The sequence below is a fragment of the Agrobacterium sp. DKPNP3 genome, from assembly GCF_052686535.1.
This window is the reverse complement of sequence record NZ_JBQYSN010000105.1, coordinates 1-16,449: the sequence shown is the minus strand read 5'-3', so window position 1 is coordinate 16,449 and position 16,449 is coordinate 1. Positions and strand designations below refer to the sequence as shown.

The following is a 16,449-nucleotide window of genomic DNA, read 5'->3' as shown; positions in this document are numbered from 1 at the left end:
GAAGCCGAGCAGCGCGATCAGTGAGAACCAGCTGAGGCTCGTCTGGCCAAACGGGATGACGATGAAAGCGGCGAGCAGCGGGCCGATGGCCGTGCCCGTGTTCCCGCCAACCTGGAAAAACGACTGCGCAAGGCCGTGACGCCCGCCGGACGCCAGACGGGCTACGCGAGAGGCTTCCGGATGGAAGATCGCCGAACCGACGCCAATCAGGCATGCACCGAGAACAAGAACCACGAAGCTGTGAGCGAAGGCAAGGGTAATGAGGCCGGCACAGGTGGAGAGCATGGCGACGGGCAGGGAGAAGGGCATCGGCCAGCGGTCGGTCACCATGCCAACGACCGGCTGGAGCAGCGACGCGGTCACCTGAAAGGCGAACGTGAGGAGGCCGATCTGCATGAAGTCGAGCGCGTAGTTCGCCTTCAACAGCGGATAGAGCGACGTCAGCAGTGATTGCATGATGTCGTTCAGCATGTGGCAGAAGCTAGCGGCTGCGATGATTGAAAACGCCGTGCGTTGCGGGTTGAACCCGGTGCTGGTGACGGTGGCCATGGTAAGTCCTCTTCAGATCCCCGCTGATGGCGCGGAAAACATGTCTTTATTTGCTCCCGCTTTTATTCATATTGTGTCTGGCCTGCATTTGTGTTCTGGACGATTTTCTTTGTGAGTGGGCCATATGGCAAAAATCAAATCGCGTCAGGCGATGCTGGCGCTCGAAGAGCATGAGCGTAGCTTGAAACTGATCGACGGCACCAACGAGCCGGTGCTGGCGCTTCATCGCATCTATCCGACGGGGCATCGCACACCACCCCATAACCATAGCCGTGTGCAGATATGGTGCGCGCGCCGGGGTGTGGTGCTGGTCAGCACCGCGGATGGACGCTGGATGATACCGCCAGGTCATGGTCTCCTCATTCCTGCGGGTCTGCAACACGAGGCCGAAGTCATATCCAATGTGGAGATGCACTCCATCTATGTGCATCCTGATCTCTTCCAGGCTACGTCTCCAAGGGTCGTGGAAATAACCGATCTGGCCTCGAGCCTTATTTCCGAATTGCTGGCGGAAGAGCATCAGCCCTCGGCGTTTCACAGGCAGGGGCTGGTGCGTGCTCTTTTGCTGGATGAAGTGAATCGGCTGCCGGAACGTCCGCTGGGTCTGCCCTTTCCGGACAACCAGCGGCTGGCGGCGCTTTGTCGGGAGTTCCTCAACAGGCCCGTGGCGCGGGTGGAGATCGACGATTGGGCGGCGGCCATGGGCATCAGCCGACGCTCCTTCACGCGTCTGTTTCGCAAGGAGTTGGGCGTCAGCTTCGTCACCTGGCGCCAGCAGGCGTGTATCTTCGCCTCGCTGCCGAGGCTTGCGGCGGGAGAGGCGGTGACCAATGTGGCGCTGGATGCCGGTTATGAAAACATTCCGGCTTTCACCACCATGTTCCGGCGCATGCTGGGCAGTTCGCCACGCGCCTATCGGCAGGCCGCGAGGCAGCGCAATGGTGCGACTTCCCTCCAAGAGGATGCCGTCGATTAAGCCGCCACCGACCGCGTGTCGCGGCGGAAATCGGAGGGAGACATGCCTGATATCTGGCGAAATGCCTTATTGAACGCGCTGACCGAACCGAAGCCGCTTTCCATCGCGATCTGCAGGATGTTGTCCTTGCCGGTCATCAGCATCGCCTGCGCGCGGGAAAGTCTGAGCAGCGTCAGATATTTGATAAGCGTCATGCCGGTGGATTTGCGGAAAAGGTTCATTGCATATTTCGGATGAAGCGAGGCGGCGCGGGCAATATCGGTCGCGTCGATGTCCTCGAGAAAGTTGGCGGCAATGAAGTCGCACATGCGCACGACGCTGATGGAGGGCGCCGTGCCATCATCCTCTCTGCTTTTTCCAGAAGAGGCGGAGGAAATAACGGAATAGGGTTCAAGGAACATGCGCTCCACCCTGAGCAGCAATTCCTCCACGGCATGCTGTGCTTTCGCGGGGTTACCTGATGTTGCATAGCGGAACCAGCGGCCGAAATTTTCCGGATCGGCCCCGTCGGTTTCGGCGCTGACCATCGTCGCGCCGCCCATCAACTGGCTGGAAACGGCGGTCGGCAGGCGCATCCGGAAGAAGTGCACAAGCGGCAGATGCGCGCCAGCGTAAAAGGAATCGTCCGAGGAGCGGTCCATCTGGTGCGGCTGGCCGCCCCAGAAGATGCACATCTGCCCGGCGTCAAGCGACAGGTCGTGATCGCCCATGCGGTAATGCACCGATCCTGACATGATATAATTCACCTCCACTTGCGCATGCCAGTGCGGCCGGAGCATGATGGGTGGATGATTATGGAAGAGTTGAAGCGTGGTCGGCATGCCTTCGATGCTGCTGGCGCCCGGCTGGTAGAAGGCTCTTTCGGCAATCTTACTTTTCGCCAAATCGATGTTCCCGTTTTACGAGACAGATTTCCTGCCCTCGCTAATGTGCCTATGTTCGCTGAAGAACAGCAATTGAAAAAGGGAGGTTTTCAATGTGCTTTAAATTTCTTGGCGCGTCTACGGCCCTGCTGCTTCTTGCAGCACCCGCTTTCGCGCAAACCGAGACCGTCACCATCTGGAGTTGGAATGTCGCGGCTTCCGCGTTGAAATCCACGGTGGAAGGCTTCAACAAGCAGAATCCTGATATCAAGATCGTTGTTGAAGACCTTGGAAACAATCAGGTTTTTGACAAGACGCTGGCGGCATGCGCAGCCGGCGGAGATGGTCTTCCGGATATCGTCACGATCGAGAATTTCGAAGCGGAACTGTTCTGGAGCCGCTTTCCCGATTGTTTCGCCAATCTGACCGAGCTTGGCTATACGCCTGAGAAACAGGCGCTTTTCCCTGACTTTAAGCGCACCGAACTTGAGGTTGACGGTGTCGCCTATGCCGTTCCGTGGGATTCCGGTCCGGTGGCGGTCTTTTATCGCCGGGACTTCTATAAGAAGGCAGGCGTCGATCCGGCCACCATCAAGAGCTGGGATGATTTCATCGCTGCCGGCAAGAAGGTCATGGCCGCAAATCCCGGCACCGTCATGGCACAGGCCGATTTCAACGGCGATAGCGAATGGTTCCGTATGATCGCCAATGAGCAGGGATGCGGTTACTTTTCGACCGATGGCCAGAACATCACCATCAACCAGCCCGCCTGTGTTGCGACCCTTGAAAAGGTCAAGGAGATGAAAGACGCTGGCATTATCACGGCGGCAATTTGGGATGAGAAGATCCAGGCCAACACGGCCGGCAAGGCCGCGAGCCAGATGTATGGCGCCTGGTATGAGGGTACGATCCGCTCCGGCTCTCCCGATCTCTCCGGCAAATGGGGTGTCTATCTGATGCCAAGCCTGACGCCTGATGGTCCGCACGCGGCCAATCTCGGCGGCTCGTCGCTGGCGATCAGCTCGACATCCGAACACAAGGAAGCCGCGTGGAAATATATCGACTATGCACTGACCACCAATGAAGGTCAGGTGACGATGCTGAAATCCTTCGGCCTCGTTCCCTCGCTGCTTTCCGCCATCGATGATCCCTTCGTCAAGGAAAAGCAGGCCTATTGGGGCGGGCAGGCGGTGTGGACCGATATTCTCGCCACCCTGCCGAAGATCGTGCCGAGCCGCGGCACGGCATTCCAGTCAGATGCGGATGCGATCTACAAGGCGACGCAGACGAAATATTTCGCGGGCGGCTACCCCGATGCGAAAGCAGCGCTTGACGATGCGGCCAAGCAGATCGAAACGGCAACGGGGCTCCCTGTCGCGCAGTAAACCTTCGCTGGTTTAGGAACCGGGCGGGTGCCACAAGTTTCCTCTCCCCGAGGGGGAGAAGTCCGCGGCAGCGGGATGAGGGGGCGAGGTTAGAGATATACCAAGAGCCAGCCCCCTCATCCGACCCTTCGGGCCACCTTCTCCCGCGCGGGGAGAAGAAAATAGGCCGCACCGTTTTGCAAAGGCATTCCCCGCAAAGGGGCGCGCTCTTTCTGAAGCTTTTCCATCTATCCGGACACCGTCCGGCACATGGAGGTCGTCATGCCGTCCAGGAACAGGATCGCTTATGCGTTTCTTGCGCCCTATCTCCTGATATTTGCCACCTTCTGGCTCTGGCCGATCATCAGCTCATTCATGCTGTCGTTCCAGAATACGCGCATCAACCCATGGCGGTTCGCGCCTTCCATGAACTGGGGGCGGCTGGTTTCCGATCCGGCCTTCTATAATGCGCTTTATAATACGCTGATCATTCTGGTCATTCAGGTGCCCGTGATGATCGCGCTTGCCACCGTCATGGCGGTGCTCCTGAATTCGCCGCTGCTGAAAGCACGCCCGCTTTATCGTTTTGCCTTCTTTGCACCTGTCGTTGTCGGCGAGGTGGCCTATGCGGCGGTGTTCCGGCTGATGTTCAGCTCCGATTTCGGCATCATCAACAAGCTCATCACGTCGGTTGGCCTTTCGCCCATCTCGTGGTTCGACAATGCCAATGCGGCGATGGCGCTCGTCATCATCGCGGTGACCTGGCGCTGGGCCGGGTATAACGCCATCATCATTCTGGCCGGACTGCAATCGGTCCCCGGCGATGTCTACGAGGCGGCGACGCTGGACAAGGTGAGCAAGCGCCAGCAGTTCTTTTACATCACCCTGCCGTTGCTTAAACCCATCATCCTGTTCTGCGTTGTCCTGTCGGTCATCGGCACCATGCAGCTGTTTGCGGAACCCTTCCTCATTACCAACAGGGGCGGGCCGGGCGGCGGCACGGAAACGCTGGGGCTGTTCCTGTATCGACAGGGCTTCACCTCGCTCAATTTCGGTTACGCCTCCGCCATTGCCTACACCATGGCGGCGCTCGCCATCGCCATTTCACTGCTCAATCTCTGGGTCGGGAGGGAGCCGAAATGAGATCGAAATCGAGATCGCTTTTCTGGCAGAAGATTGCGCTGCATGCGGCGCTGACACCGCTTGCCATCATCTGGCTGTTTCCGCTGTGGATGATGTTCGTGTTTTCGACCATGCCGGATTACGGCATTTTCAGCCCCGATATCGTTCTGGTGCCTTCCACCAATTTCGTCGAGAACTTCAACAACCTGCAGGCCGATACGAATTTCCTGCGAGCCATGTTCATCTCGATCACCGTCGCGGTCATCTACACGGTGCTCTCGGTGATGCTGACGTCAATGGCGGGCTGGGCGCTGGCGCGGTATCGTTTTGCAGGGCGCCGGGTGGTGATCGCCATTATTCTTGGCACCATCACCCTGCCGTTCGCAGTCGTGGTCATTCCGCAATTCATCATGGTGGCCCGGGAGTTCAAGCTCGCCAACACCTGGGTGGCCCTGATCGTGCCGCCGCTCTTCAACTCGCTCGGCGTGCTGTTCATGCGGCAATCCTTCTCGATGATGCCGACGGAGCTTTTCGATGCGGCACGCGTGGAAGGGGTCAAGGAATGGCAGATCTTCCTGCGCATCGCCCTGCCATTGGCGCGTCCCACCATGGCGGCGCTGTCCATCATCCTCTTCCTGGCCTCTTGGAACAACTATCTCTGGCCGCTTCTCATCAATTCCCGCCCAGGAATGATGACCGCACCCGTGGCGCTTGGCACCCTCATCGGGCTCACCAAGGTGTCATGGGGCGGCATCATGGCGGGGGCTGTGCTGCTCACCGCACCCATCATCGTCGTCTTTGTGGCTTTGCAGCGTCACTTCATCGCCGGCATCTCTGCCGGAGCAGTCAAGTAAGGGGAGGCCGCATGGCGGAACTTTCGCTCAAAAACGTGGTCAAGCGCTATGGTGCGCTGGAAGTGATCCACGGCGCCAATCTGGAAGTGAAAGACGGCGAATTCGTCGTGTTTGTCGGCCCGTCTGGCTGCGGCAAATCCACGCTTCTGCGCATGATAGCCGGGCTGGAAGATATCTCCGGCGGCGATATCGTGATTGGCGGCAAGACGGTGAGCGACGCCGATCCAGCGGATCGCGGCATCGCCATGGTGTTTCAGTCCTATGCACTTTATCCGCATATGACTGTCGCCGAAAACCTCTCATTCGGGCTCAGGATGAACGGTAATCCCAAGGCCGACACGCAAAAGCGTGTCAGCCGCGCCGCCGAAATCCTGCAGATCAACGAGCTGATGGATCGCCGGCCAAAACAGCTTTCCGGCGGGCAGCGTCAGCGCGTTGCCATCGGCCGCGCCATCGTGCGTGAACCGCAGGTTTTCCTGTTCGACGAGCCGCTGTCCAATCTCGATGCGGAATTGCGGGTGCAGATGCGCGTGGAAATATCTCGGCTGCACAAGCAACTCGGCACGACGATGATCTATGTGACGCATGACCAGACCGAGGCGATGACGCTGGCCGACAAGATCGTTGTGCTGCGGGCGGGCAATATCGAACAGGTCGGCGCGCCGCTCGATCTCTACGATGATCCCGCCAACCGCTTCGTTGCCGGTTTCGTCGGTTCGCCGAAGATGAATTTTCTCGACGCTACCGTCGTCGGCAGCGGGGCCGACAGCGTCACGCTCGCTCTCGACAGCGATCCTGCGGTGCGGCTGACTTTGCCGATAAAGGAAGGTGTCAACGAGGGGGCCAAGGTCTCGCTTGGCATCCGGCCAGAGCATTTTGCCGATGCGGCCGGGGGCGATGCCGATCTCACCGTGCATGTCGATGTCGCCGAACATCTCGGCAATACCAGCTATGTCTATGCCCGAACCGAAGGCGGCGAGCAACTGATCATCGAACGGCCGGAATCGCGCGATGTCGGCAATCGCGACCGGCTGACGGTCGGCCTTTCCGCCCGCCGGGCTTTCCTTTTCGACAGCAAGGGCGACCGCCTGCGGTGAACCCTTTCCCAAGCACCCAAGACTGGATATGAAAGACGAGGATTTTATGACGACCGAACAACCGATCCGCTGGGGCATCATCGGCCCGGGCACCATCGCCAGAACCTTTGCTGACGGTATTGCCCATTCCCGCACCGGCAGGTTAGAGGCCATCGCCACCCGCAATCCGGACAAGCCCGGCCTTGCCGAAGCTTTTGCCGGCGCGCGTGTCATTCATGGGTACGACGCGCTGCTTACCGATCCCGATATCGATGCCGTCTATATCGCGACGCCCCATACCGGCCATGCCGAATGGGCGATCAAGGCGATCCGGGCCGGCAGACACGTGCTCGTGGAAAAACCCATCGCGCTCTCGGCCTATGATGCCGACGCCATTTTCCACGAGGCAAAAAAGGCAGGCGTCTTCGCCGGCGAGGCCTATATGTACCGCCTGCATCCGCAGACGGCGAAATTGCTGGAACTGGTGAAAGCCCGCGCGGTGGGCGATATCCGCATCATCCGCTCCAGCTTCGGTTTCAACATGGGTTCGTTCCGGGCCGATCACCGACTTTTTGCCAATGAAACCGCGGGCGGCGGCATTCTCGATGTCGGCGGTTATCCGGTTTCGATGGTGCGGATGATTGCAGGTACCGTAGACGGAAAACCCTTTGCAGAACCGGAAAAAGTGGCGGGGGCGGCGCATCTCGGCCAGTCGGGCGTCGATGAATGGGCCTCCGCCGTGCTGAAATTCGCAAACGGCATCGTCGCCGAAGTCTCGTGCTCGATCATGGCGGCGCAGGACAATGTATTGCGCATCATCGGCTCGGAAGGGCGCATCGAGGTCAAGGATTTCTGGTTTGCCGCCGGCCACAAGGGTGGCACCGGACGGATCGATATCGTCAAGGGTGACAAGGTCGAAACCATCGAGTTGCCCGAGGATCGCTGGCTTTATTCCTTCGAAGTCGATGCGACCGGTGAGGCAATTCGGCAGGGCAGACATGAATTCGCGGCGCCCGGCATGACCTGGGCCGACAGCCTCGGCAATCTGCGTGTCATGGACCAGTGGCGGGCTTCCGTTGGGCTGGAATACGGCGTCGAAAAGGCGACGTCGCGCGTCGGAAATATCGCCGGTGGTAAGGTCACGGCCGGAAATGCGGTTCCCAAGCGGCAGATACCGGGCCTTGCCAAGCCCGCTTCCGTGGTCGCGCTCGGTTTCGAATTCTTCCCCAATTTCGCTTCCGCATCGCTGACGCTCGATGCGTTTTACGAGGCAGGCGGCAATCTCTTCGATACGGCCTATGTTTATGGTGGCGGCAAGACCGAGGCGATTTTCGGCGACTGGCACACCAGCCGCAACGTGCCGCGCGAAGAGATCGTGCTGATCGGCAAGGGCGCGCATTCGCCCCTCTGCTATCCCGACATGATCGCCAAGCAGCTCGATCAGTCGCTGGAACGGCTCAAAACGGATTATGTCGATGCCTATTTCATGCACCGCGATAATCTCGATATTCCGGTCGCCGAATTTGTCGACGCCATGGATGCCGAAGTCCGGCGCGGGCGCATTCGCGGCATTTTCGGTGGCTCGAACTGGACGCGCGAGCGGATGGATGAGGCGGCCGCCTATGCCCAGAAGAACGGCAAGCAGGCTCCTGGCGCGCTTTCCAACAATTTCTCGCTCGCCGAAATGCTCGATCCCATCTGGGCGGGCTGCGTGGCGGCATCTGATGATGAGTGGAAGTCATGGCTGAAATCCCGCCAGATCCCGAATTTTGCCTGGTCCAGCCAGGGGCGCGGTTTCTTCACCGACCGGGCAGGGCGGGACAAACACGATGACGAGGAAATCGTCCGCGTCTGGTATTCCGACCGCAATTTCGTCCGCCGCGACCGGGCGATCGAACTGGCGCAGAAACTCGGGCGTCACCCGATCCATATCGCGCTTGCCTATGTCATCGCCCAGCCTTTCCCGGTCATCCCGCTGATCGGGCCGCGCACGATTGCGGAACTGGAAGACAGTCTTTCGGCGCTGGATATTGCGCTGACGGATGAGCAGGTGAAGTGGCTGGAGGCTTGAGTGGATAGAGGCGGCGGATTTTTCGCCGCCCCTTTGGATAGGGCAAGGCGTTGCGGATATTTCTTCTCCCCGAGGGGGAGAAGAAACAAGCGGGAAGCGCTCGCTCGCACAGACGATTCTCAGGATGGAGATGTCATCTTCCACCTTCTTTCGTCTCCCGGTGACTGCTAAAGCGAAGGTTCACAAACCTGCCGCCAAACAACCACCGGAGTTTCCATGAGTGATATCGACAGAGGCCGCGCGCAGCAGCTGATGCGGGAAGCGGAGATCGACGCGCTGGTGCTGTTCCAGCCAGAAGCTTTCCGATATGCGGTGGGCGCTCACGCCGGTGTTGCGACCATGTGGGGCAGGGCGGGTTCGGCGATTGCGCTCGTTCCGGCCGACGCCGGAGCGGAGCTTGCCGCCATCGTCAGCGATCATGCCGCGCCGCTCGTTCGGCGCGCTGCGCCCGATATCGACCTGCGTTGGCATCGTATCTGGATCGATATGGTTGATCTTTCCGGTGCCGAAACCGTGCGCCAAGTGGATGACGCCTATCGCCGCACCGATGCGGGCGGGCCGCGGCCGGAGACATTTGACCGCGCCGCCTGTTTCAACCTTCTCGCGGATTTATTGCGGGAGCGCGGTTTATCATCGGCCCGCATTGGTGCCGACCTCGAATTCATGCCCGCGGCCGATTTCCTGGCGCTGCGTCAGGCATTGCCTGGCGTGGACTGGATCGACGGTTCGACGGTGCTGAAACGGCTGAAGGCAGTGAAATCGGAACGGGAAATCACGCTTCTGAGGAAGGCTGCGGCCGCTGCCGAGGTAGGGCTGGCCGCGATGGCGGCAGCCGTCAGTCCAGGAGCGGCGCTCGGCCGGCTTTCAGCCGCCTGGAAGACTGGCGCGCAGGCGCATGCCGCGGCATCAGGTTTTTCGCTCAGCGGACATTGGGATTACATATCGGTCGGACCGGCCCTGTCGCATATGGCGGCTGTGGTAACGCCGGGGGCATTGATCAAGGCCGATGTCGGCACGCTGGTCGACGGTTATTCCTCAGATGGCGCAAGAACCTTCTCATGGGGCCCGGTCTCACCCTTGGCGGGCGATATCTTCAAGGCGCTGGAAGCGGCCTTCGCCTGCGGGCTGGAGGCGCTCCGCCCCGGCAACAGCTTTGGTGCGGTTCACGCTGCGATGCTCGCCTCCATGCGCCGGGACGGCTTCAGTGAATATTATCGCGGCCATTTTGGCCATTCCGTTGGCGGTGGTGTCGGTATCGAGGAATGGCCGTTCTTTTCCCATGACAATGCGGAAATAATTCTTCCGGGAATGGTGGTCGCGCTCGAAGCGCCGTTTTATGGTGAGGGGCTGGGGGCGCTGATGATCGAGGATCAGTTCCTCGTCACATCGTCAGGCGCAGAATGCATGAACAACCTGCCACGCACTCTCAGGGATTTATCCAGAGGCTGAGTGCCGGTTCAGAGAAAATCGTCGCGGCGCGGCGTGAAGCAGTCGATCAGCTCGCCCTCTTCCAGACACAGGCAACCGTGTTCGATGTGCCCGGGAACGACGAGGCTGTCGCCCTTCTGTAGATCATAGGCCTCGCCATCGCGGTAAAAGCGAAAGCTGCCGCTGGCGACGTAGGTCGATTGCACATGCGGATGGCTGTGCAGCTTTCCTTCGGCACCGGTCTTGAAGCGGAAGGATACGACCATCAGCTCCGGCGCTTCGGAAAGCACGGTCCGCTCCACGCCGTCGTCGGGCGAAACGGTGGGGAATGTCGGAAGCTTCTGCATGGGTTTTCTCCTCAGGCTTGCAATGTGCTTCAGCGTGGTGCGCGCAACATGGCGCGGTAACGCGTCTGGCTGCTCTTCAGGTGGTGGCGCATGGCGTTTCGTGCAGCCTCCTCATCGCCGTCCTGGATGGCGATCAGGATCGCCTCGTGTTCACCGACCAGGCGCTCGAGTTCGGAGGGTGGGAGAACGTTTTCCGTGCCGTTTTCAGCAACGGCCCTGCGCGGAATGAGGGTGGGGCCAAGCACCTGCAGAAATTCGCTGAAACGGGGATTGTTGGTCGCTTCCGCGACAGCGATGTGGAAGGCAAAATCAGCCTCGGCGGTCGGCATTCCCTTTGCCGCACTTGCGCGAAAGGCATCAAAGGCTTCGATGATCTTTTCTTCCTGCGCGGGAGACCGACGAAGGGCAGCGAGCCCGGCCGCATCGCCTTCCACGGCGGTGCGCAGTTCGAGCATTTCGATAAGGGAAGAAACGCGGGCAAGATCGACATTGTGGAAAGGTCGTCGCTCAGCTGGCGCCGGCTCCAGCACGAAGACACCTGCACCCTGACGGGGTTCGACGAGACCATCGGATCGCAGCGAAGCGATAGCCTCGCGAACCACCGTGCGGCTGACACCAAACTCCTGCGTCATCTGCGCTTCGGATGGCAGGCGGTCGCCCGTTTTGTACCGGCCTTTGGCGATCTGGCCTCGCAGTTCCTCCGAAACCTTCACCACAAGAGTTCTGCCCTGTGGAGCCGCCTGCTCGGAGGTTGATGCTTTTGTCATCTCTGTTCGCCGTTCTCGAAAATGTCGTTTACGTCTGCCGTTTCTGGATACGTCATTCCCAGCCCGGCACGCAATCCCGCCGCCGTGGCCAGACCGCCGCACATGGTCTTCAATCCTCTTTGAGGATTGGATTGTCGACAAAAACGCCGCCCTGGAAGCGGACCAGCGAATCTGTCGGATCCGGCTTGGGTGTGGTCTCCATAATATGGTGTCGGAAGTTTTCGGCGTTATCCTTCGGTTTCCAGCCGAGGAACCCGAGATGCGAATTGTCCCACCAGCTGGCGTCGTTCGCCGAGGCGCCCCAGATGACCGGGCAACCAAGCACCGGGGCACGAAACACGGCCTCGATCAGGGATACGAAATCATCCTGGGAGAACCAAGTCGATAACATGCGGATATTCTCCGGCTGCGGCGTGCAGGAGCCGATACGGACCAGCGCCGTCTCCTGCCCGAATTTCTCGAAATACATGCGGGCGAGGTTTTCGCCGAAACATTTGGAAACGCCGTAAAGCCCATCCGGGCGGAAGGGAACGCCGGGGCCGAGCCGCTCTGTCTGCGGGTAATAACCAATCGTGTGGTTCGAGCTGGCAAAGACGATGCGCGGCGCTCCATGGGCGCGGGCGGCCTCGTAAAGGTTATAAAGCCCGATGATGTTGCCCTGAAGAATCTGATCGAACGGGCGCTCGACAGAAATGCCGCCGAGATGAACGATACCGTCGCAACCGGCTACCATCGCGTTGACAGCGTTAGCATCCGCGAGATCGCATTGAAGGCATTCTTCGCGCGGTCCTGGCGGATCGAGCGGGGCGATGTCGGCGATGCGCAGAGTTTCGGCCATAGGTGCGAGACGTTTGCGCATCACGCGACCTAGTTGCCCCGCCCCGCCCGTGATGAGAAGCCGTTTCATTACCACTCCCCGTATTGGCTTGCGCGTCCTTTGCACTTGAAAGAATACGAGCCCTTGACGTTATCATACATATAATTCACAAATCGCGTAACATATAATATGTGCATGACGCAACAATGATGAGGGAGAGGTTGGATGCTGACCGTCGAGACCAGACAGGCTGTGAATCCGGACTATGCTAAAACGCTGGATACCGACGGGCTCCGCCGCCATTTCCTTGCGAGCGATATGTTCCGGCCCGGTGAGATCCGGCTCATCTACACCCATTACGACCGCTTCGTCATGGGTGGTGCGGTGCCGGATGGCGCGCCGCTGACGCTGGACAAGGTCGAGGAGACAAAAACGCCGTCTTTCCTCGACCGGCGGGAAATGGGCATTGTCAATATTGGTGACGCTTGCACGGTCAGCGCCGGTGGCGAAACCTATTCGCTCAATCGCGGCGACGTGCTTTATCTCGGTGCGGGCAGCGGTGCGGTGACCTTTAATGGCGCGGGCCGGTTCTACATCACGTCATGCCCGGCGCATCGCAGTCTCCCGGCAAAACTCGTCAGCCTTGCCGACAGTAAGGAGGTCAAGCTCGGTGCGACCGAGACCTCCAACAAGCGCACCATCAACCAGTTCATCCATCCGCTCGTCATGGAAAGCTGCCAGCTTGTTCTGGGCTATACGACGCTGGAGGAGGGGTCTGTCTGGAACACCATACCCTCACACATCCATGACCGCCGCATGGAGGCTTATCTTTATTTCGGCATGGACGAAACGTCGCGCGTATTGCATTTGATGGGCGAGCCGCAGGAAACCCGGCACCTGTTCATTTCGAATGAAGAAGGTGCGATCTCGCCGCCCTGGTCGATCCATTCCGGTGCAGGGATCGGTTCCTACACCTTTATCTGGGCAATGGCGGGTGACAACGTCGACTACACAGATATGGACTTCATTCAGCCGGGGGATCTGAAATGAGGAACCCCTTTTCGCTTGAAGGGCGTAAGGCGCTCGTGACGGGCGCGAATACGGGGCTTGGCAAGGCGATTGCGATAGGCCTCGCCGCCGCCGGTGCAGAAGTGGTCTGCGCCGCCCGCCGTGCGCCGGACGAAACCCTTGATATTATCGCAAAAGATGGTGGCAAGGCGAGTTCGCTGCTTCTCGATTTTTCCGATCCGCTGGCGGCGAAGGACAGTTTCACTGACGCCGGTTTCGATATTCTCGTCAACAATGCCGGCATCATTCGCCGCGCCGATTCCGTCGAGTTTTCGGAACTCGATTGGGACGAGGTGATGGACGTCAACCTCAAGGCGCTGTTCTTCACCACGCAGGCCTTTGCGAAGGAATTGCTGGCAAAAAGGCGCTCCGGCAAGGTGGTCAATATCGCCTCGCTCCTCTCCTTCCAGGGCGGCATCCGCGTGCCGTCCTATACAGCGGCGAAACATGGCGTTGCCGGCCTCACCAAGCTCCTCGCGAATGAATGGGCGGCCAAGGGCATAAACGTCAACGCGATCGCCCCGGGTTACATGGAAACGAACAACACTGAGGCGCTGCGGGCCGATGTTGCTCGCAACAGGGCTATTCTGGAACGCATCCCGGCCGGGCGATGGGGCCGGTCTGACGATATTGCTGGCGCCGCCGTTTTTCTGGCCTCGCCCGCTGCCGATTATGTCCATGGCGCCATTCTCAATGTCGATGGTGGCTGGTTGGCGCGCTGATGCCCGGAAATTCATCTTACAAGTTGTATGATGAATTATTGACAAAGCGAGGCGGAGCGGTTTAGGTGATTTCAATCCAAGATGTCGCAGAGGAATTCCGGCCATGAACCCTGAACAGATCAAGAAAGCGCTGGGCTCCGGCCTCCTGTCCTTCCCGGTCACCCATTTCGATGCGGACGGTCGTTTCGCTGCCGATAGCTACAGGGCGCATGTGGAGTGGCTCGCCGGTTACAAGGCGCCGGTGCTGTTTGCCGCCGGCGGCACAGGCGAGTTCTTTTCGCTGAAGCCGGATGAGATTCCGACCATCGTTTCCGCCGCCAAGGAGGTCGCCGGCGAAACCGCCATCGTTTCCGGTTGCGGTTACGGCACTGAGATTGCGGTCGATATCGCGCGCTCCGTCGAAAAGGTCGGTGCCGATGGTATCCTGCTTCTGCCGCATTACCTCATCGATGCGCCGCAGGAAGGGCTTTACGCGCACATCAAGAAGGTCTGTCAGTCGGTCGGCATCGGCGTGATGGTTTATAACCGTGACAATTCCGTGCTGCAGGCGGATACGCTGGCGCGTCTTTGCGACGAATGCCCGAACCTCGTCGGCTTCAAGGATGGCACCGGCGATATCGGCCTCGTGCGCCAGATCACCGCCAAGATGGGCGACCGCCTGATGTATCTTGGTGGCATGCCAACCGCGGAACTGTTTGCCGAAGCCTATCTCGGCGCCGGTTTCACCACCTATTCTTCGGCCGTTTTTAACTTCGTGCCGGGTCTTGCCAATGAGTTCTACGCGGCGCTGCGCGCCGGAGAGCGCGCTACCTGCGAGCGCATTCTTGTCGATTTCTTCTATCCATTCATGGCGATCCGCAACCGCGCCAAGGGTTATGCTGTCTCCGCCATCAAGGCCGGTGTTCGCCTGCAAGGCTTTGATGCCGGTCCGGTGCGTGCGCCGCTAAAGGATCTGACCAACGAGGAAATCGGCATGCTCGAAGCCCTGATTGGCACGCACAAGCGGAAAACCTGAGGAAGATATAACGGAGGGGGAGCGATGAAGATCACGGCGGTGCGCACGCATCTGCTCGAACATCGTCTGGACACGCCGTTCGAAAGCGCCTCCATGCGCTTTGATCGTCGCGCCCATGTTCTGGTGGAGATCGAATGCGACGACGGAACGGTCGGCTGGGGCGAATGCCTCGGTCCGGCGCGGCCGAACGCTGCCGTGGTTCAGGCCTATTCCGGCTGGCTGATTGGCCAGGACCCTCGGCAGACCGAAAAAATCTGGGCCGTGCTTTATAATGCCTTGCGCGATCAGGGGCAGCGCGGCCTCAGTCTTACGGCCTTATCCGGCATCGATATCGCGCTCTGGGATATCAAGGGCAAGCACTACGGTGCTTCAATCTCGATGCTGCTCGGCGGGCGCTGGCGCGAGAGCGTGCGCACCTATGCCACCGGCAGCTTCAAGCGCGATGGCGTCGACCGCGTTTCAGACAATGCGTCCGAAATGGCAGAGCGCCGCGCGGAAGGTTTCCACGCTTGCAAGATCAAGATCGGTTTCGGCATCGAGGAAGATATCAGGGTCATCGCCGCGGTGCGCGAGGCGATCGGGCCGGATATGCGGCTGATGATCGACGCCAATCACGGTTACACCGTCTCCGAAGCGATCACTCTTGGCAACCGTGCGGCAGACTATGGTATCGACTGGTTCGAGGAGCCAGTGGTCCCGGAACAACTCGACGCCTATCAGCGCGTGCGGGCCGGTCAGCCGATCCCGGTTGCGGGCGGCGAGACGTGGCATGGGCGTTATGGCATGTGGCAGGCGCTTTCCGTCGGTGCCGTGGATATTCTTCAGCCTGATCTGTGCGGCTGCGGCGGTTTTTCAGAAACGCAGAAGATTGCCACGCTTGCCACGCTGCACGGCGTGCGTATCGTGCCGCATGTCTGGGGTACTGGCGTGCAGATCGCCGCCGCGCTGCAATTCATGGCGGCGATGACGCCGGACCCGGTGCGGGTCAATCCGATCGAGCCGATCATGGAATTTGATCGCACCCATAATCCGTTCCGCCAGGCTGTCCTGCGTGCGCCTCTCGAGGCGGTAAACGGCATCGTCGCCATTCCCGATGGTCCCGGTCTCGGCATCGAGATCAACCGCGATGCATTGACAGAATTCAGGATGCCAGACCCATGAGCGGACTTGTCAGAAAACTGAGCGGCACTGCGCCGAACCCCACTTTCCCGAAAGGGGCGGTCGATACGCAGATGCACATGTACCTCCCCGGTTACCCCGCCTTACCGGGTGGTCCGGGGTTGCCGCCGGGCGCCCTGCCGGGGCCGGAGGATTATCGTCGCCTCATGCAATGGCTCGGCATAGATCGGGTCATCATCACGCAGGGCAACGCCCATCAGCGCGACAATGGCAACACGCTCGCCTGCGTCG

At 59.8% G+C, this 16,449-nt stretch carries 16 protein-coding genes and 1 pseudogene; 12 read left to right on the top strand and 5 right to left on the bottom strand.

Going from position 1 to position 16,449, the window contains the following annotated elements; genetic code table 11:
• Nucleotides 1-549: MFS transporter (locus tag ACUTJJ_RS21720; protein WP_445543389.1), on the bottom strand; the 549-nt coding region annotated here is incomplete at its 3' end.
• 124 nt (nt 550-673) lie between these two features.
• Here ACUTJJ_RS21720 and ACUTJJ_RS21715 point away from each other — a divergent pair.
• Nucleotides 674-1,525 (top strand): AraC family transcriptional regulator, encoded by an 852-nt coding sequence (locus ACUTJJ_RS21715; RefSeq protein ID WP_209089943.1) that lies wholly within the window; start codon nt 674-676, stop codon nt 1,523-1,525.
• Here ACUTJJ_RS21715 and ACUTJJ_RS21710 read toward each other — a convergent pair.
• Nucleotides 1,522-2,415: a helix-turn-helix domain-containing protein gene (locus ACUTJJ_RS21710; RefSeq protein WP_209091866.1), complete on the bottom strand. Its 894-nt coding sequence runs from the start codon at nt 2,413-2,415 to the stop codon at nt 1,522-1,524. The genes ACUTJJ_RS21715 and ACUTJJ_RS21710 overlap by 4 nt on opposite strands.
• 86 nt (nt 2,416-2,501) lie before the next feature.
• Between ACUTJJ_RS21710 and ACUTJJ_RS21705 the strand changes: the two genes are divergently transcribed.
• From ACUTJJ_RS21705 to ACUTJJ_RS21680, 6 genes are all read left to right on the top strand, one after another.
• Nucleotides 2,502-3,773, top strand: coding sequence for an ABC transporter substrate-binding protein (locus ACUTJJ_RS21705; RefSeq protein WP_209089940.1), 1,272 nt, complete (start codon nt 2,502-2,504; stop codon nt 3,771-3,773).
• Nucleotides 3,774-4,034: 261 nt separating this feature from the next.
• Nucleotides 4,035-4,895, top strand: coding sequence for a carbohydrate ABC transporter permease (locus ACUTJJ_RS21700; protein WP_209089936.1), 861 nt, complete (start codon nt 4,035-4,037; stop codon nt 4,893-4,895).
• Nucleotides 4,892-5,728: a carbohydrate ABC transporter permease gene (locus ACUTJJ_RS21695; RefSeq protein ID WP_144577917.1), complete on the top strand. Its 837-nt coding sequence runs from the start codon at nt 4,892-4,894 to the stop codon at nt 5,726-5,728. Before ACUTJJ_RS21700 ends, ACUTJJ_RS21695 begins: the two co-directional genes overlap by 4 nt.
• Before the next feature lie 11 nt (nt 5,729-5,739).
• Nucleotides 5,740-6,825, top strand: a complete 1,086-nt coding sequence (locus tag ACUTJJ_RS21690) for an ABC transporter ATP-binding protein (protein WP_209089930.1) — start codon at nt 5,740-5,742, stop codon at nt 6,823-6,825.
• A 46-nt stretch (nt 6,826-6,871) separates the two neighbouring features.
• Nucleotides 6,872-8,875, top strand: a complete 2,004-nt coding sequence (locus ACUTJJ_RS21685) for an aldo/keto reductase (protein ID WP_445543388.1) — start codon at nt 6,872-6,874, stop codon at nt 8,873-8,875.
• A gap of 216 nt (nt 8,876-9,091) precedes the next feature.
• Nucleotides 9,092-10,324, top strand: coding sequence for a M24 family metallopeptidase (locus tag ACUTJJ_RS21680; RefSeq protein ID WP_445543387.1), 1,233 nt, complete (start codon nt 9,092-9,094; stop codon nt 10,322-10,324).
• 8 nt (nt 10,325-10,332) lie between these two features.
• Here the strand turns inward: ACUTJJ_RS21680 and ACUTJJ_RS21675 are convergent, their stop codons facing one another.
• The 3 genes from ACUTJJ_RS21675 to ACUTJJ_RS21665 form a co-directional block, all read right to left on the bottom strand.
• Nucleotides 10,333-10,650, bottom strand: coding sequence for a cupin domain-containing protein (locus ACUTJJ_RS21675; protein ID WP_063949921.1), 318 nt, complete (start codon nt 10,648-10,650; stop codon nt 10,333-10,335).
• A 29-nt stretch (nt 10,651-10,679) separates the two neighbouring features.
• Complete coding sequence (locus ACUTJJ_RS21670) at nt 10,680-11,417, bottom strand: FadR/GntR family transcriptional regulator (RefSeq protein WP_404495461.1); 738 nt, start codon at nt 11,415-11,417, stop codon at nt 10,680-10,682.
• A 109-nt stretch (nt 11,418-11,526) separates the two neighbouring features.
• A complete protein-coding gene (locus ACUTJJ_RS21665; RefSeq protein ID WP_445543386.1) occupies nt 11,527-12,324 on the bottom strand; it encodes an NAD-dependent epimerase/dehydratase family protein in 798 nt (265 codons plus the stop codon).
• 135 nt (nt 12,325-12,459) lie between these two features.
• Here ACUTJJ_RS21665 and kduI point away from each other — a divergent pair, with 135 nt between their 5' ends.
• From kduI to ACUTJJ_RS21640, 5 genes and pseudogenes are all read left to right on the top strand, one after another.
• Entirely contained in the window at nt 12,460-13,284 is an 825-nt protein-coding gene (gene kduI / locus ACUTJJ_RS21660; RefSeq protein ID WP_445543385.1) for a 5-dehydro-4-deoxy-D-glucuronate isomerase, read from the top strand.
• A complete protein-coding gene (gene kduD, locus ACUTJJ_RS21655; RefSeq protein ID WP_445543384.1) occupies nt 13,281-14,024 on the top strand; it encodes a 2-dehydro-3-deoxy-D-gluconate 5-dehydrogenase KduD in 744 nt (247 codons plus the stop codon). The genes kduI and kduD overlap by 4 nt, the downstream gene beginning before the upstream one ends.
• A gap of 103 nt (nt 14,025-14,127) precedes the next feature.
• A complete protein-coding gene (kdgD, locus tag ACUTJJ_RS21650; protein WP_445543383.1) occupies nt 14,128-15,039 on the top strand; it encodes a 5-dehydro-4-deoxyglucarate dehydratase in 912 nt (303 codons plus the stop codon).
• 24 nt (nt 15,040-15,063) lie between these two features.
• A complete protein-coding gene (locus tag ACUTJJ_RS21645; protein ID WP_445543382.1) occupies nt 15,064-16,200 on the top strand; it encodes a D-galactarolactone cycloisomerase in 1,137 nt (378 codons plus the stop codon).
• A pseudogene (locus tag ACUTJJ_RS21640) lies at nt 16,197-16,449 on the top strand (D-galactarolactone isomerase); the annotation flags it as partial. The gene ACUTJJ_RS21645 and the pseudogene ACUTJJ_RS21640, both read left to right, overlap by 4 nt.

Coding starts and splice junctions, on each gene's coding strand:
- ACUTJJ_RS21685 (WP_445543388.1), top strand. CDS start 6,872: ATGACGACCGAACAACCGATCCGCTGGGGCATCATCGGCCCGGGCACC.
- ACUTJJ_RS21680 (WP_445543387.1), top strand. CDS start 9,092: ATGAGTGATATCGACAGAGGCCGCGCGCAGCAGCTGATGCGGGAAGCG.
- ACUTJJ_RS21665 (WP_445543386.1), bottom strand. CDS start 12,324: ATGAAACGGCTTCTCATCACGGGCGGGGCGGGGCAACTAGGTCGCGTG.
- ACUTJJ_RS21700 (WP_209089936.1), top strand. CDS start 4,035: ATGCCGTCCAGGAACAGGATCGCTTATGCGTTTCTTGCGCCCTATCTC.
- ACUTJJ_RS21670 (WP_404495461.1), bottom strand. CDS start 11,417: ATGACAAAAGCATCAACCTCCGAGCAGGCGGCTCCACAGGGCAGAACT.
- ACUTJJ_RS21675 (WP_063949921.1), bottom strand. CDS start 10,650: ATGCAGAAGCTTCCGACATTCCCCACCGTTTCGCCCGACGACGGCGTG.
- kduD (WP_445543384.1), top strand. CDS start 13,281: ATGAGGAACCCCTTTTCGCTTGAAGGGCGTAAGGCGCTCGTGACGGGC.
- ACUTJJ_RS21690 (WP_209089930.1), top strand. CDS start 5,740: ATGGCGGAACTTTCGCTCAAAAACGTGGTCAAGCGCTATGGTGCGCTG.
- kdgD (WP_445543383.1), top strand. CDS start 14,128: ATGAACCCTGAACAGATCAAGAAAGCGCTGGGCTCCGGCCTCCTGTCC.
- ACUTJJ_RS21645 (WP_445543382.1), top strand. CDS start 15,064: ATGAAGATCACGGCGGTGCGCACGCATCTGCTCGAACATCGTCTGGAC.
- kduI (WP_445543385.1), top strand. CDS start 12,460: ATGCTGACCGTCGAGACCAGACAGGCTGTGAATCCGGACTATGCTAAA.
- ACUTJJ_RS21705 (WP_209089940.1), top strand. CDS start 2,502: ATGTGCTTTAAATTTCTTGGCGCGTCTACGGCCCTGCTGCTTCTTGCA.
- ACUTJJ_RS21695 (WP_144577917.1), top strand. CDS start 4,892: ATGAGATCGAAATCGAGATCGCTTTTCTGGCAGAAGATTGCGCTGCAT.
- ACUTJJ_RS21715 (WP_209089943.1), top strand. CDS start 674: ATGGCAAAAATCAAATCGCGTCAGGCGATGCTGGCGCTCGAAGAGCAT.